General features: G+C 65.2%; 10 protein-coding genes. 6 read left to right on the plus strand and 4 right to left on the minus strand.

Annotated elements, in window-relative coordinates; genetic code table 11:
• Position 1: 1 nt before the first annotated feature.
• The gene (locus tag AC1DYM_RS17170; RefSeq protein ID WP_477340374.1) at positions 2-1,510 is read right to left on the minus strand and encodes a helicase HerA-like domain-containing protein; all 1,509 of its coding nucleotides are present in this window, start codon (positions 1,508-1,510) and stop codon (positions 2-4) included.
• Positions 1,511-1,643: 133 nt separating this feature from the next.
• Here AC1DYM_RS17170 and AC1DYM_RS17175 point away from each other — a divergent pair, with 133 nt between their 5' ends.
• Positions 1,644-3,176, plus strand: coding sequence for a transglycosylase SLT domain-containing protein (locus AC1DYM_RS17175; RefSeq protein WP_477340376.1), 1,533 nt, complete (start codon positions 1,644-1,646; stop codon positions 3,174-3,176).
• A 16-nt stretch (positions 3,177-3,192) separates the two neighbouring features.
• Here AC1DYM_RS17175 and AC1DYM_RS17180 read toward each other — a convergent pair whose 3' ends face one another.
• Together AC1DYM_RS17180 and asd are read right to left on the minus strand one after the other, a co-directional pair.
• Entirely contained in the window at positions 3,193-3,639 is a 447-nt protein-coding gene (locus AC1DYM_RS17180; RefSeq protein ID WP_477340378.1) for a hypothetical protein, read from the minus strand.
• Between the two features lie 127 nt (positions 3,640-3,766).
• Positions 3,767-4,621, minus strand: coding sequence for an archaetidylserine decarboxylase (gene asd / locus AC1DYM_RS17185; RefSeq protein WP_477340380.1), 855 nt, complete (start codon positions 4,619-4,621; stop codon positions 3,767-3,769).
• A 266-nt stretch (positions 4,622-4,887) separates the two neighbouring features.
• Here asd and AC1DYM_RS17190 point away from each other — a divergent pair, with 266 nt between their 5' ends.
• The gene (locus AC1DYM_RS17190) at positions 4,888-10,359 is read left to right on the plus strand and encodes an autotransporter outer membrane beta-barrel domain-containing protein (RefSeq protein ID WP_477340382.1); all 5,472 of its coding nucleotides are present in this window, start codon (positions 4,888-4,890) and stop codon (positions 10,357-10,359) included.
• Positions 10,360-10,444: 85 nt separating this feature from the next.
• Here AC1DYM_RS17190 and AC1DYM_RS17195 read toward each other — a convergent pair whose 3' ends face one another.
• The gene (locus AC1DYM_RS17195; protein ID WP_477340384.1) at positions 10,445-11,362 is read right to left on the minus strand and encodes a substrate binding domain-containing protein; all 918 of its coding nucleotides are present in this window, start codon (positions 11,360-11,362) and stop codon (positions 10,445-10,447) included.
• A gap of 123 nt (positions 11,363-11,485) precedes the next feature.
• On the opposite strand from AC1DYM_RS17195, the gene AC1DYM_RS17200 reads away from it, so the two are divergent.
• From AC1DYM_RS17200 to hemA, 4 genes are all read left to right on the plus strand, one after another.
• The gene (locus tag AC1DYM_RS17200) at positions 11,486-12,220 is read left to right on the plus strand and encodes an SDR family NAD(P)-dependent oxidoreductase (RefSeq protein WP_477340386.1); all 735 of its coding nucleotides are present in this window, start codon (positions 11,486-11,488) and stop codon (positions 12,218-12,220) included.
• 8 nt (positions 12,221-12,228) lie between these two features.
• Complete coding sequence (locus AC1DYM_RS17205; protein WP_046968935.1) at positions 12,229-12,441, plus strand: tautomerase family protein; 213 nt, start codon at positions 12,229-12,231, stop codon at positions 12,439-12,441.
• Between the two features lie 330 nt (positions 12,442-12,771).
• Positions 12,772-14,208, plus strand: a complete 1,437-nt coding sequence (locus AC1DYM_RS17210) for a catalase (RefSeq protein ID WP_477340388.1) — start codon at positions 12,772-12,774, stop codon at positions 14,206-14,208.
• A 69-nt stretch (positions 14,209-14,277) separates the two neighbouring features.
• On the plus strand, positions 14,278-15,537 hold the full coding sequence (hemA, locus tag AC1DYM_RS17215) for a 5-aminolevulinate synthase (protein ID WP_477340390.1): 1,260 nt from the start codon (positions 14,278-14,280) through the stop codon (positions 15,535-15,537).
• Position 15,538: the final 1 nt, after the last annotated feature.

Below are 15,538 nucleotides of genomic sequence, written 5' to 3' on the forward strand. Positions count from 1 at the left end.
GTCAGCGTTTTCCGCCAAAGATGCTGCCGAGGATGCCGCGCACGATCTGCTGGCCCGCGCGCGAGCCCGCCGTACGCACCATGGATTTGGCCATCGTTTCGATCATGCCCTGCCGACGTTTGGTGYCGAACACGGCGTCGCGAACCGCGCCGCTCCAGCCTGCATCAGCCGGGGCATCGTCGTTTTTCTCCTGCGTCGATCGGGCTGGCGGCGCGTCCGGCGCACTCTTCTCCGACGCACGCGCCGCGAGTTTTTCCTCGGCCGACTCGCGGTTCACCGTGGCGTCGTATTTGCCGCCGACGGGCGAGCGTGAGCGCACCGCGGCGCGTTCCTCGATCGTGATCGCGCCGATGCGGCAAACCGGTGTTGCTACGAGGATCTTCTGCACGGGCGAGGGCACGCCACCGTCGCCAAGCGTCGAGGCCAGCGCTTCACCGGTGCCGAGCGTGCCGATGGTCTCCACGACGTCGAGCTTCGGATTGCGCGCGAAGGTTTCCGCTGCGGCCTTGACCGCCTTCTGATCGCGCGGCGTGAAAGCGCGCAGGGCATGCTGCACGCGATTGCCGAGCTGGCCGAGGATCTCCCCGGGAACGTCGTCCGGATTCTGCGAGCAGAAATACACCCCCACGCCCTTCGAGCGGATGAGCCGCACGACTTGCTCCACGCGCTGGCGAAGCGCTGCCGGGGCGTCATCGAAGAGCAGATGGGCCTCGTCGAAGAAGAAGACCATCTTCGGCACGTCCAGATCGCCCACCTCGGGCAACTGCTCGAACAGTTCCGAGAGCAGCCAGAGCAGGAAGGTGGAGTAGAGGCGCGGCTTCATGATCAGCGTTTCGGCGGCCAATACGCTGATGACGCCGCGACCGCTCATGTCCTGGCGCATCAGGTCAGCCAGTTCCAGGGCGGGTTCGCCGAAGAACGCGTCCGCGCCGTCCTGCTCCAGACGGAGCAGGGAGCGCTGGATCGCCGCCACGCTTTGCGCGCTGATGAGGCCATAGCGCGAGGAGATGTCTTTGGCATGGTCGGCGGCGAAGCCGAGCATGGCGCGCAGGTCGGCGAGGTCGAGCAGGAGCAGTCCTTCGTCGTCGGCGACGCGGAAGACCACTTCGAGCACGCCTTCCTGGGTGTCGTTGAGCTCCAGGATGCGCGAGAGAAGGGTCGGGCCCATTTCCGACACCGTGGCACGGACGGGATGGCCGAGCTTGCCGTAGATATCCCAGAAGACAACCGGGTTGGCCTGGGGTTTCCAGTCGGTCAGGCCGAGCTTTGCCAGTCGCGCGGTTAGCTTGTCGGAAGGCGCACCCGCCGCGTGTGACAACCCCGCCAGGTCACCCTTGGCATCGGCGAGGAAGCAGGGCACGCCAAGCCGGGAGAAGCCTTCCGCCAGCAACATCAGCGACACAGACTTACCCGTGCCGGTGGCGCCGGCGATCATGCCGTGCCGGTTGCCGTAGCGGGAATCCAGTTCCACGGTGGCCTCGTCGTTACGGCCGATCAGGATGTTGGGCATGGCTTCGTCCTTAAGGATGTCCTGAACAAGTTTACGCAACCGCGCGCCGTTACGGAGAATTTCGCATTCCGGCGCTTGAGTCGCGGGGTCTTGAGGGGTAACGTGGCCTGCATTGTCCGACCCCGAGCCCTGCATGTCTTTTCGCGTTTCGCGCCCTCTTATTTTCCTGCCGCTGGCGATCCTCGCCGGCTGCGCTTCGACTGGCGCCCCGCGTCCGGGCAAGACAACGCCCGAGGTCAATGCGTTGTACGACCGGATGAACCAGGCTAGCAAGGGCTACGAGTCCTCGATCGACCAGGCGCGCCGTGGCGACACTCCGCAGGCCGCCCAGACCCGCAAGCAGGCCCTGGATCAGCTCAAAGACGCTTCGGCCCGTTGCGGCCTGACCCCGGGCTGCGATCCCCAGCGGTTCGCCGCGGTGTTCGATCGCCTGCTCCGCCTGAAGGACGGCAGCTTCATCGAAGGCGAGGACGCCGATGACACCGAACAGGGTGCCGAAGTCGGCGCCCAGCCGGGCGATGCTACGGGCGCCGTGGCGGTCGGTACCTTGCCGCAGGCGCAGCGCAGCGTGACCATGCTTCGCGGCCAGCAGTTCTCCGACATGATGGTGATGAACGGGCCGGTGAAAGCCGCGCTCGAGCTGTGGCTGACCCAGCTGCGTCCCAACCTCATGGACGCTTACGTCAACTACCAGATGATGCGCTATAAGATGTGGCCGGCTTACAAGAAGGCCGACCTGCCCGAGGCCCTGCTGTTCGGCATCATGGCCAAGGAGTCCGGCGGCAAAGTGCACGCCGTGTCGCGTTCGGGCGCCTCGGGGCCGTTGCAGTTCATGTACGCCACCGGCCTTCGCTTCGGCCTGTCCAATGCCGACGGCTTCGACCAGCGCTTCGACCCGACGATGGCGGCCCAGGCCAATGCCGAGTACATCGACGAGCAGCTCGGCGCCTTCAACAACAATCTGGAAATGACGTTGGCGGCCTACAACGGTGGTGAAGGGCGCATGCGCCGCATCGCCGCCGGCAGCCCCGGAGCCAGCTTCTACGACCCGCAGATCTACGGCCAGATGTCGGCCGAAACGCGCGATTACGTCCCGATGGTGCTGGCGGCCGCCTGGCTGTTCCTGCACCCGGACAGCTATCACCTGAAGTGGCCGAAGATCGACGGCGAAGCGGGGCAGATCGTGCTCAAGCGCCCGGCATCGCTGTCGGAACTCACCGTCTGCCTGGGCTCGGCCGAGGACATGCCACAGGGCTGGTTCCGTACGTTGCGCAACCTCAACCCGCGCCTGGATCCGCAGGTCAGTCAGCCGGTGGGCGCGCGCCTGGAAGTACCCAAGCAACTCGAGAAGGCCTATGCCTCCAGCTGTGCGGACGGCCCGTGGCCCATCCTTGCCAGCGACCTGCATAACGCGGTGAAGATCGTCGCGCCGCCTCCGCCGGCGGCCACCTCGGCCGCCCTCGTCAGCGGCTCGTCGTCGGGTTCGTCAGCGTCGAAGTCGTCGGGTAGCTCGTCGAAGAGCTATACCGTGCGCCGTGGCGACACGCTGGTCAGCATTGCGCGCAAGAGCAGCTGCGCGGACGTCGAAGACATCGCGAAGATCAATGGCCTGAAGGGCCATGCGCTGAAGGTGGGTCAGTCGATCCGGGTGCCGGTCTGCCGCTGACGCGGATGATGGCGCCTCACGCGACGGCGTGAGGTTCCATCCAGCGGTCGCTGGCGTCGCCGGCGCGGCCGGGAGCCGAAAGCTCCTTGATCTGGCGCATCAGGCGCAGGATCTGGCGGTGGAGGTCTTCCATGTTCGGCCGGCGGGCGTCGAGCGTCTCGTGATAGACCGAGGCGATCCACAACGCCACGCCACGGGTGGCGATCAAGGGATTTTCCGAGCGCGCCTTGCCCAGGCCGATATCCGGCCCATGCCCATACGTGCTGTAGCGTTCTTCGGGCGGCGTGCCGTAGAGATGGGGGAAATCACAGGCAGCGGCCTGCTCCATTTCGCGCCGGACCAGCTGTTGCAGGTCGGCATGCGTACGGACGGGCAGGGCCAGAACGACGCGTTCGATATCCGCAAGTTGCCTGCGGAGGCGAATTTCGCGATTGACGGCAATGAGATGGCTGACGAGACGCATGGACGACTTCCCCTAGACGGATGCTTCTTCGGTCCAGGCCCTTCCCCCGAGGGGCTCCAGAAGCCCGAAGCATACGCTGCCCGTACGTCAAATGTAAGACGTTTTCGTCACAAAGTGACGTCCGCCGTCACGTCGGTGACGGGGCGCCCATCCAGCGACCGATACGTTGTCCTACGACTACTTGCTGTTGCGGCGGGAGGGCGTCGAACTCGTAGCCCTCCGGCAGCAGCAGGATAACCGTCGAACCCATGTTGAACCGGGCCATTTCGGCAAATCGGTCGAGACGGATGTCGCGGCCGGCACAGTCCACGCGGATGATGTCCGAGGCGTAAGGCGGGATGGCCATGCCGTCCCAGACCGTGGCGACGCTGGACACCAGGATGGCGCCGACCATCACCGAGACGAAGGGGCCGTGCTCGCCCTGGAACCGGCAGACCAGTCGCTCATTGCGGGCGAACAGGCGCGGAATCGCGGCCACGGCGAACGGCGCGACGCTGAAGATGCGGCCCGGCACGTGGGTGGTCCCGGTAAGCTCCCCGGCCAACGGCATGTGCACCCGATGGTAGTCGCGCGGCGAGAGGTAGATCGTCGCGAAGCTGCCATTGCGGAAGGGCACCGCGGCGGCTTCGTCACCGAGCAGCTCGGCGGCCGTGTACTCCTGACCCTTGGCCTGGAAGATACGCCCGTCGCGGATGCGTCCCAGCTGGCTGATCCGGCCGTCGGCCGGGCAGAGGATGGCCTGCGGATCGGGGTCGGCCGTGCGTGCGCCAGGCTTCAACTTTCGGGTGAAGAACGCATTGAAGTGCGCGTAGCCGAGCGGGTCCGGCTGGGCCGCCTGGCTCATGTCCACGTCGTAGCGCTGCACGATCTCCTTGATCAGGAAGTTCTTCCATGGGGTCCACTCCCACCGGGTCGCCCAGTAGACGATGCGCGACAGGAAACGGTGCGGGAGGATGTACTGCAGCAGGACGTTTGGCTTCATCGGCGGGAGTATAGGGGAGGTTGCGACGGGGTTCAGCCGTACATCCGTTCACTTTCCGTGATCGTTGCATGCACGATATCTTCACGATAAGACGCCTATGAAGGGGCCACGGGGGGATTTGCAACGGCAACGTGCGAATCGCCGCTTCGCACCGAGGTCACTGACGACCACGGCGGAGCGTAGGGAGGGGGGACCTCGCCTGCCGCGGCATGGGATAGCCGAACGTGCATCCAGACCACCAGGACGGTGGCGACGGGGTACGCACCATGAAAATTCGCCATGCGACGACCAGCCGCCAGACTCTGTCGGCGCGGCGGCACGCCACGCTTTCCCTTGCCATACTTGCCGCGCTATCGACGACGCCATGGCCAGCCGATGCGCAGACAGTGACCCTCCCGGCTTACGATCCGACGATCAACGACAACCTGGTCGGGCAGACCGTAGTACCTGGCGGCGGTACTGTGACCTTGGGAGGGCCGCAACGTTTCGCCGCTGGCGATGCCGGTACCCGAAGCACCACGCTCGGAGCGCTGGATGCCCTCGGGCGACTCATCTCCGGCGCGCAATGGATCGGTGCCGCACGCCTGAATCCCGGTGCCCAGAACTTCGGCGTAAGCGTCCCCGATCCCATCACCGGCGGCCGACGCGTGGTCTCGACCTATGCCACCGCCAATCTCAACCCGACGGCGCCGGTCGATTCGACGACGACGGTTCCCGACGTGGTCAACGTGAACAACCAGCAGTACATCAACGCCCGCGTCGGCACGGTCACCGCCGCAGGGGGAACGCTGAATGTGAACATCGGCAGCGCCGGCGCGTCGACGACCGCGGCGACCAACGGCTGGACCATGGCGGCCAAGCAGTCGTCGCTCTTCTATGCCGATGGCACGGGAGGGGCCGCGAGCAACATCGACTGGACGTCGACCAACCGAATCACCTTTACCGGCGCGGTGGCCGACCCGACGATGCCGCAAAATTTCGGCGTGTCCTTCGTCGCGCACTACGGTGGCACCTTCACGGTCACCACCAGCGACGGCGCAACCACCTCGCATACGGTCAACAACGACGCCGACCTGCGTAGCTACAACAATTTCCTGATCGCCCAGCTGCAGGCGGGCAACCTCGACCCAGCGCAATACAACGCGCTGTTCGCCCGCGGTTACACCTCGACCACCGAACAGATCAGGTACGGGCAGAGTGCGGATAGCCCGCCGGATGAAGTCGCGCAACCCATCGGCAATCGCATCGTCATGCATCTGGTCGGTGCCAACGCGCACGGCACGATCGCGCCGGGTGCCACGCTCGAAGTGGTCAACGCCAACAACGGTGCGGTACGCGGCGAGAGCGGCGCCACGGTGACGATCCAGGGCACGCTGGCGACGACGCATACGACGGGCGACGGCTCGGCGCTGATCCTCACCACGGGCAGTTCGGGGACGAACAACGGCGTCATCAATGGCAACTTCTTCCGCACCGCGGTCGGCGGCGCGGCGTTGATCACCAACGGCGAGTTCGGATCCAACGTGGTCGACGTGCAGTCGAACAGCACGTTCGCCAATGCCGGCATCCTCAACCTGGCGACGGGAAGCTCCAACGGCGCGGGCAAGTCGACGGGCATCCGCGTAGGGGCCGGCGCGAGCGCGACGAACAGCGGCATCGTCAACGTCGGTGTCACCGGGTCGCGTTCCAATGGCTCGATGGATGGCATCTATATCAACGATGCCACCGCGAGCTTCACCAACACGGCCGGGGGCACGATCTACCTCGGGCGCGGGCCGCAACAGGACCCCGCTGTCGCGCCAGCCGACGTGGCGATCAATCAGCAGGCGATCACGACCGGCATCAATGTCGCGAATGGCGGCACGGTGGCCAATCAGGGCACCATCACGATAGGCACGCTTACCCAGAATGCGGCGGGCATGCTCGTGACGTCGCCTTCTGCCAATGTGACCAGTTCCGGCACGATCAACGTGAATGGGCGGGCCGCCGCGGTGCCTCGAGAAAACGATGGCATCCTCGTCCAGAACGGCGGCGTGACCGGTGTCGTAGTGAACAGCGGCACGATCAACGTCAGTGGCGTGAACGGTGTGGGCATCAAGGCGCTTTCCACGACGGCGGCGGCGTCGACGGTGCGTTCGACCGGTACGATCAATGTCGCGGGCGGTGCCGACCCTTCGAGTGGTACCCGCAACTTCGGTGTGTGGGCCGAGGGGCAGGGCACGGGGACGGCTTGGGCGAACGTGCAGGGCGCCGTTAACCTGATGGGCGATGGCGCTATCGGCATCCACGCCCGTGGTCGCGCGACGGTGGACGTCGCCGCCGGTGCGGCACCCGATTTCGTGAGCGGAACGAAGCAGATCGGCTTCTTCGCCTTCGGTAACGACGCCCATATCAACGTCAATGGCGGTTCGAGTCTCGATGTCTCGACAGCACAGTCGACCCTGTTCCGACTCGACAGTGGTGCGGACTTCGACGGTACCGGATTGACCATGAGTGCCTCGGGCGCACAGTCCACGGGGATCCTGGGAAGCGGTACGGGTTCGGTGCTGAACACGCGGAACGCCAACATCACGGTCTCCGGCGCCGCGGCGCAAGGTGTCGTCGCCGAGGGCGGCTCCAACGCGACCATCGATGCGGCGACGACGATGTCGCTGACCGGCGTCGGCGCGATCGCCGGCATCGCCGACGGTCAGAAACACGACCTGACGGGTGCCAACAGTGGCGCGATCTTGGGCAGAACCTCGCTCAACAGTCTCGCCAGCCTGACCTCGTCGCAGAGCGGTGTCACCGGATACATCGCCCGCAACGGCGCGTCGCTGTCGAACGCCGGGGCGATGAACCTTACCGGCGCGAACGCAACAGGGTTTATTGTCGAAACCAACGCCGCGGCGACGAACAGCGCCGCCGTGAACCTCAGTGGGCCAGCGGCGACGGGCGCCATCTTGCGCACGGGTGGAACGTTTGCCAACAACGGCAGCATCCATGTACTCGACGGAACGGGCGTGCGCGTTGAAGGCGTGGGTACGCAGCGACTGAATCCCGCTGGCTCGATCACGGTGGACGACGGTATCGCGGGCGTGCAACTGCTCGCCGGCGCAGGCCTCGCACTGGGTAGTGGCGATTCGGCGATCGTCACGAACGGATCGGCGCACGGCGTGCTGCTGGACAGCGGCGCCACGTCACTGACGGCGACGGGCACGACGATCACCACCCTAGGCACGGGTAATGCCATCGAGAATGCGGCCGAGATCGGTGCGATCACCTTGAGCGGCGCAACACTTCGCGTCGGCAACGGGGCGGGGCTGCGTACGGCGACCTCGATCGATCCCGCATCGACGGCCACCGTCGAAGTCGACGGGGCGGGTGTGGGCTACGCCTTCCGCCGTGCGGATGGAAGCGCCGCCACGACGGACCTCGCCATCGGCCCGGGCTTCGTCATCCACGGCAACGGCGCCGGCGCGACCGGTATCCAGGCGCTGACCACGGGTACGGTCAGTAGCGCGGCCACGGTGAACATTCTGAGCGCGGCAGGAGGACCTGCGCTGCTCGCGGGCACGGCATCGTCGGTGCTCAACAGCGGCAGCCTGAGCTCGGTGAGCAACAGTGCACCGGTGGTGGACCTGTCCAACGGGGCGGGTACGCGCTTCAGTAACAGCGGCGCGATCGCTGCGGTGTCACCGGCGGCGGTAGCGATTCGCGGCAGTGCGGGGAACGATACGGTCACGATGGCGGGCGGATCGATCCAGGGCGATGTCGCCACGGGCGCCGGCACGGACGCGGTGAACTGGAGCGAAGGCACGCTGAATGGCGGCATCACGATGGGTGACGGAGCGAGCAACGCGGCGACGATCGGCAAGGTCGATACCTCGGGCACGTACCATGTGCTCGCGGGCATGGGTGGTGGCAACACGCTCACGTTTGCCGGTACGCAGGCGCGTGGTGGCTCGTTCGATGTGGACAGCCTCGACAAGGGCATCAACCTCGGCCGCGGCTGGAATACGATCGCGTTCGCCGACGGTGCGATGTTCACGCTCACCGACGATGTCCATCTCGCCAACAGCGACCTCACCATCGATTCGACCTCGACACTTTTCGCCGGCGACAACGTGCATCCGGTGATTGCCGGTGCATCGCCGGGATCGGCCAACGTGAGCAACGCCGGGACGATCGACCTGACCAACGGGGGAGGATCGCCGGGAAACAGCCTGGACATCGACGGCTCGTATGTTTCCAGCGGTGGACGCCTCCACCTTGTCACCAACCTCAATGACGGCGGCGCGCTGGGCAATCAGTTCACCGATCGTCTGCTCGTGCGTGGTGATGCCGGTGGCGAAACGCTGCTCGACGTCACGCCCGCGATGGCCAGTACGGGCCGGCTCACGGATCGGGATGCGAATGGCTACGTCAGCGCCGACGAGGGGATTTCCGTCGTGCAGGTGGCGGGTGCTTCGACCGGTGGAGCTTTTCGCCTGAACGGCGGATACCTGGCGGCAGGACCCTGGCAATACGGCCTGTACGCGTTCTCGCCCGGGAGCAGCGACGCGTCGCAGCGCGTCGTTGGCGGCGCCACGTCAGGTAACGCGTTTTGGGACTACCGGCTTGCCAACGTGCTGGTGTGCGACGGTGGATGTCCCGCACCGACCACGATCACGCCGGCGGCGACCCCTCCCGCAGGGACGCCCTACGTCGCGCCACCGCCGCCACCCGGCGCGACAGCGAGCTTCATGCCGACGGTCGACTCGCTGCCACCTGCCAACGCCAGGCCAGCCGTCGTTCCACAGGTGCCGGCGTATATCGTCTCGCCCTCCGCGCTAGCCCTCTACAGCTACCGCAATGTCGACAACTTGCATCGTCGGCTCGGTGAAGTGCGCGACATGGACGATATGGGGCAAGGGCTGGGTGCCGAGCCCTTCGTACGCGTCATGGGCGGCGACTACACCTATTCGACCGACCGTTCGTTCAAGCAATTCGGGTACGACTACGACGTGGATACCCGTGCGGTGCAGGTCGGCGCGAATATCTTCGCGCTGGACAGCGATGCTACCGCACTGCGTGCGGGCATTGCCTATACGCACGGCACGACGAGCCTGGATCCCAAGGCGGTAGACGGCCACAGCCACGCGCGGTTCTACGGAAACTCAATCGCCATGTTCATCACCTGGCAGCGCGCTAATGGCTTCTATGTCGACGTCGTCGCATCGGGCGACCGGCAGCAAGGCGACGTCGACACGGCGCGTACGAAGAGCGTGGCTCGCGTGCATGCCTCCGGGTGGACAGGTTCCGTGGAGACCGGTTATCCGTGGCGCTTCGAGGGTGGCTGGGAGCTCGAGCCGCAGTTGCAGCTTTCACGGCAGAACATCTCTGTGCGGGACCAGGTGGATATCGATGGCGTGACGACTCATTACCAGCCGTTCGAGCAGACCATCGGCCGCGTCGGCGTGCGCTTCGACCGCACCTGGGTCAGCGAAAGTGGCCGCAAGGCGACGCCGTATGTGCGGGTGAATTACATCCGTGGGTGGGGCGGGTCCACCAAACTCGATGTCGGCGCGGAAGGGCTCGACGTCACGCAGCAGTTCACCGGAGGCAGCTTCGGGCGGATGGGTGAGATCGGCTTTGGCGGAACGGTGGGTTGGGCGAATCGGTTGTCCATCTATGGTGAGGCGGACTGGCAGAAGAACCTGGGTGACGCAGGTGCGCGGGGTTGGGGTCTGAATCTGGGGGCTCGCTGGGACTTCTGACGCCTATCGCCGATGAATCGGCTCCTACAGGGGGGCAGGCTGCTCTTGTAGGAGCCGATTCATCGGCGAAAGGGCGTGCGAAAGACTACCCATCCGCCGCCACGCGCGCGGTCAAAAAATCGATAAACGCACGCACGCGCAAAGGCACGAAACGGCTGTGCGGATAAAGCAGATTGAACGGCCGCGAACGCCCTCCCAGCTCCGGCAGAAGTTCCACGAGCGTGCCCTCGGCGAGCTCGCGCTCCACGATGAACCGGTAGGTCTGGAACACGCCGGCACCGGCGCGCGCGAGCGTCACGCCTCCCAACACGTCCTCGCCCACGGTAAACGCGCTCTCGGCCTCGAACTCGACGTCATCGCCGTCCTCGTGGAACAACCACGGAATGCGTCGCCCGCTGCTGGGCAGGTCGAACTGGATGCATTCCAGCGCGGCGAGGTCGGCAAGCGTTCGCGGCACTGCCCGGCGTTCCATGTAAGCAGGAGAGGCGATTACTACAAGCGCCGCGTCTTCGAGGTGGCGCACGATCATCGTCGAATCGGCCTGCGCGCGGACCCGAATGGCAAGGTCGAACGCATCATCGGCGAAGGCGATGTTGCGGTTGCTGATGTGCAGGTCGAGCAGGACATCCGGGTGCTCGCGATGAAACGCGGGCAGGAGCGGGAGCAGACGGTAGTGCGCATACGTCGTGGGTACGCTGATCCGCAGGCGGCCGGCCGCGCGGCCTTGCTGGCCCGTCGCCATCTGTTCGGCCTCGGCGAACTGGGCGAGGGCCTGGCGACTCTGGTCGAGGTAGACGCGACCCGCTTCGGTCAGGCGGATGTTCCGGGTCGTACGGACGAACAGGCGAACGCCCAGGCGTGCCTCGAGGCGCGCCACGGAGCGGCTCACGGCAGCTGGCGTGACCCCGGCCGCCGTTGCGGCGGCGGTGAAGCCGCCCAGTTCAYCGGCCAGGCAGAACAGTTCGATGCTGCCCAGCATCAGGTCGTCGAACTGCCTTTGCATGCGTTACACCGTGTAATGAGTCTTGTGTCCCGGATCTTATTTATCCCTGCCCGCCGCAGCAATAGATTGTGTTCCAGCCCGTCGCCACGTCGGCGCGGAACACCGTTTCAGGAGTGATGTCCCATGAGCAGCAACAAGACCGTCATCGTCACCGGTGCCTCCAGTGGCCTCGGTTTCGCCATGGCGAAGGCCTTCCTCGACCTCGGCTACAACGTCGTCGGCAACGCCCGCACCCAGGAACGCCTGGACGCCGCGGCGGCCGAACTGGGTAACCCCGATCGCTTCCTCGGCGTGGCCGGCGACATCAGCCTGCGGGAAACCGCCGAGCGCCTGCTCGACCATGCGCTGGAGGCCTTCGGCAAGGTGGACGTGCTGGTCAACAACGCCGGTATCTTCGTCGCGCGTGACTTCATCGACTTCACGCCGGCCGAGATCGACTCGGTCATCGACACCAACCTGCGCGGTTTCATCTATCCGACCCAGGTCGTCGCCCGACACATGGTGTCGCGCAAGCAGGGCAGCATCGTCAACGTGACGGCCTCGGTGAGCATGCAACCGGATCGCAACGTGCCCGGCACCATGGCGATCCTGACCAAGGGTGGCCTGAACGCGGTGACGCGTGGGCTCTCCATCGAGCTGTCTCGCCACAACGTACGCGTGAATGCCGTCGCTCCCGGGATCATCGACACGCCGATGCATTCGCCCGAGACCCATGAATTCCTCAGCCGCCTGAATCCCGCGGGTCGCCTGGGTACGCCGGAAGAAATCGCCGAGGCCGTGGTCTACCTCGCGGAAGCTTCCTTCATCAATGGTGTGGTCCTGCCGGTCGACGGCGGCGGCACCGCCGGTCGCTGGTAATCGCCAACATGCCCTATGTCAACGTTCGTATCACCAAAGAAGGCAACACGCCTGAGCAGAAAGCCCAGGTCATCGCCGAAATCACCGAGACGCTGGAGCGCGTCCTCGGCAAGCCACCGGAGGTGACCTTCGTGGTCATCGACGAAGTACCGATGGAAGACTGGGGCTACAAGGGACTGCCCACGTCGAAGCTGAGACCACCGAATCCCGGTCCCGTCTGATCGCCGAACCCGAGCGCCGCTGAGGAAACCCAGCGGCGTTTTTTTTGCTCTTGGTAGGAGCCGATTCATCGGCGATCCCGCGGCAGCGGGCCAGGTTGCTGCAAGCGCTCAATCGCCGATGAATCGGCTCCTACGAGAGCAATCTGTCCAAGCGTCCTTGATATGCCGTGGTGGATCCTATGCGGAGGGCACAGCTTACGATCCATAGTCAGTCCCTATCGGCTCCGTCACAAATATGAATTTCCCTTATTGGTCGACGGGACCTAACGTTGCCCCACGTCGCGGCCCCGCCGCACGCCTCTCCCACGAATACCAGCAAGGGTAAGACCCATGAGCAAGCTGACCACCGTTTTTGGCGCCCCCGTGGCCGATGACAACAACACGATGACTGCCGGCCCACGCGGCCCGGCCCTGCTGCAGGACGTCTGGTTCCTCGAGAAGCTCGCCCACTTCGACCGCGAAGTCATCCCCGAGCGCCGCATGCACGCCAAGGGCGCGGGCGCCTTCGGTACCTTCACGGTCACCCACGACATCACCCAGTACACCCGCGCGAAGATCTTCTCCCAGGTGGGCAAGACCACCGAGATGATGGCCCGCTTCTCGACCGTAGCCGGCGAGCGTGGCGCGGCCGATGCCGAGCGCGACATCCGCGGTTTCGCCCTGAAGTTCTATACGGAAGAGGGCAACTGGGACCTGGTCGGCAACAACACGCCGGTCTTCTTCATCCGTGACCCGCTGAAATTCCCCGACCTCAACCATGCCATCAAGCGCGATCCGCGCACCGGCCTGCGCAGTGCCGACAACAATTGGGACTACTGGACGCTGCTGCCCGAGGCGCTGCACCAGGTCACTATCGTGATGAGCGAGCGCGGTGTGCCGAAGTCGTTCCGTCACATGCACGGCTTCGGTAGCCATACCTACAGCTTCATCAATGCGAACAAAGAGCGTTTCTGGGTGAAATTCACCTTCAAGACCCAGCAGGGTATCCAGAACCTCACCGACGACGAAGCCGGCCAGGTGGTCGCCAAGGATCGCGAGAGCAACCAGCGCGACCTCTACGAGGCGATCGAGCGCAAGGAATTCCCGCGCTGGACGCTGTTCGTGCAGATCATGCCGGAGGCCGAAGCGGCCAATACGCCGTACAACCCGTTCGACCTGACCAAGGTCTGGCCGCATGGGGACTATCCGCTGATCGAGGTCGGTTTCTTCGAGCTCAACCGTAACCCGGAAAACTTCTTCCAGGATATCGAGCAGGCCGCTTTCGCCCCCGCAGTGATCGTTCCGGGTATCGGCTTCTCGCCGGACAAGATGCTGCAGGGGCGCCTGTTCTCCTACGGCGACACGCAACGCTACCGCCTGGGCGTGAATTACGCGCAGATCCCGGTCAACGCACCGCGTTGCCCCGTGCACGCCTATCACCGTGACGGCGCGATGCGCGTCGACGGCAACGGCGGTGGTTCGACCAGCTACGAGCCGAACAGCCGTGGTGCCCTGCAGGCGCAGCCGGACTTCTCCGAGCCGCCGCTGGAGATCGGCGAGACGGTGGCCAAGCGCTGGAACCATCGCGAAGACACCGACTACTTCTCGCAGCCGCGCAAGCTCTTCGAAATGATGAGCGCCGAGCAGAAGCAGACGTTGTTCGGCAACACGGCGCGCGCGATCAAGGGCGCTTCCCAGCCAGTGGTCCAGCGTCACATCGACAACTGCACGGCCTGTCATCCGGATTACGGCAAGGGTGTGGCCGAGGCGATCGCCAAACTCGGCTGATCGACCGCGCATGTAGAGAGCGGGGTCGAAGGCGACCCCGCTCGTTGATCCACGCACGACGAGGCCCCCATGGTCGACTACCTCTCCCACTTCGAACGCAGTATCGACGCCCTGAAACAGGAACGCCGGTACCGCGTCTTCGCCGACCTCGAACGGCAGGTGGGGCGCTTTCCCCGGGCGATGCTTCATGGCGCGGAGGGTGCAAAGGAAGTCGTCGTCTGGTGTTCCAACGATTACCTCGGCATGGGACAGCACCCCGACGTGATCGAAGCCATGAGCCACGCGGCCCGCACCATGGGTGCGGGGGCGGGCGGAACACGAAATATTTCAGGGACGCACCACGCCATCGTCGAGCTCGAAACCGAACTGGCCGATCTGCACGACAAGGAGGCGGCCCTGGTGTTCACCTCCGGGTACGTCTCCAACCTCGCCGGCATCGCCACGATTGCCCGGCTGCTTCCGGATTGCGTGATCCTCTCGGACGCGCTGAACCACAACTCGATGATCGAAGGTGTGCGTGCCTCGGGCGCCGACAAACGCGTCTGGCGGCATAACGATCTCGCACACCTGGAAGATCTCCTCATTCGCGCAGGCGACCGGCCCAAGCTGATCGCCTTCGAAAGCGTGTACTCGATGGACGGCGATATCGCACCCATCGCGGCCATCTGCGATCTCGCGGAAAAGTACAATGCGATGACCTACATCGATGAAGTCCACGCGGTGGGCATGTACGGGCTACGCGGGGGCGGCATCGCCCAGCGCGAAGGGCTGGCGCATCGCATCGATGTGATCGAAGGTACGCTGGCCAAGGCCTTCGGTACCCTCGGTGGCTATATTGCCGGTCGCAAGGCGGTGGTCGACGCGGTGCGCTCGCACGCACCTGGCTTCATTTTCACCACGACACTCCCGCCGCCGGTTGCGGCCGCGGCAACGGCATCCGTGCGTCACCTCAAGGCGTCGCAGGTCGAGCGGCTGGGCCAGCAACACGCCGTGCAAGCCACGAAGGCAGCGCTGGCTGCCTCGGGCCTGCCGCTGATGCCCGGCGAAACGCACATCGTGCCGCTGCTGGTAGGCGATGCCGACCTCTGCAAGCGTGCAAGCGATCTGCTGCTCGATCGCCACGGCATCTACATCCAGCCGATCAACTACCCCACCGTACCGCGAGGGACGGAGCGCCTCCGCATCACGCCGACACCCTTCCACGACGCCGCACTGATCGGGCAATTGCAGGACGCCCTCGTCGACGTCTGGAACACCCTGGGCCTGCCCTTGGGTGCGTCCGTGAGCGAACGCGCCCACCCCTCGCTAACGGTCGCCGCCGGAGGCTGAG

Source organism: Luteibacter sp. P1_D3 (genome assembly GCF_056406135.1).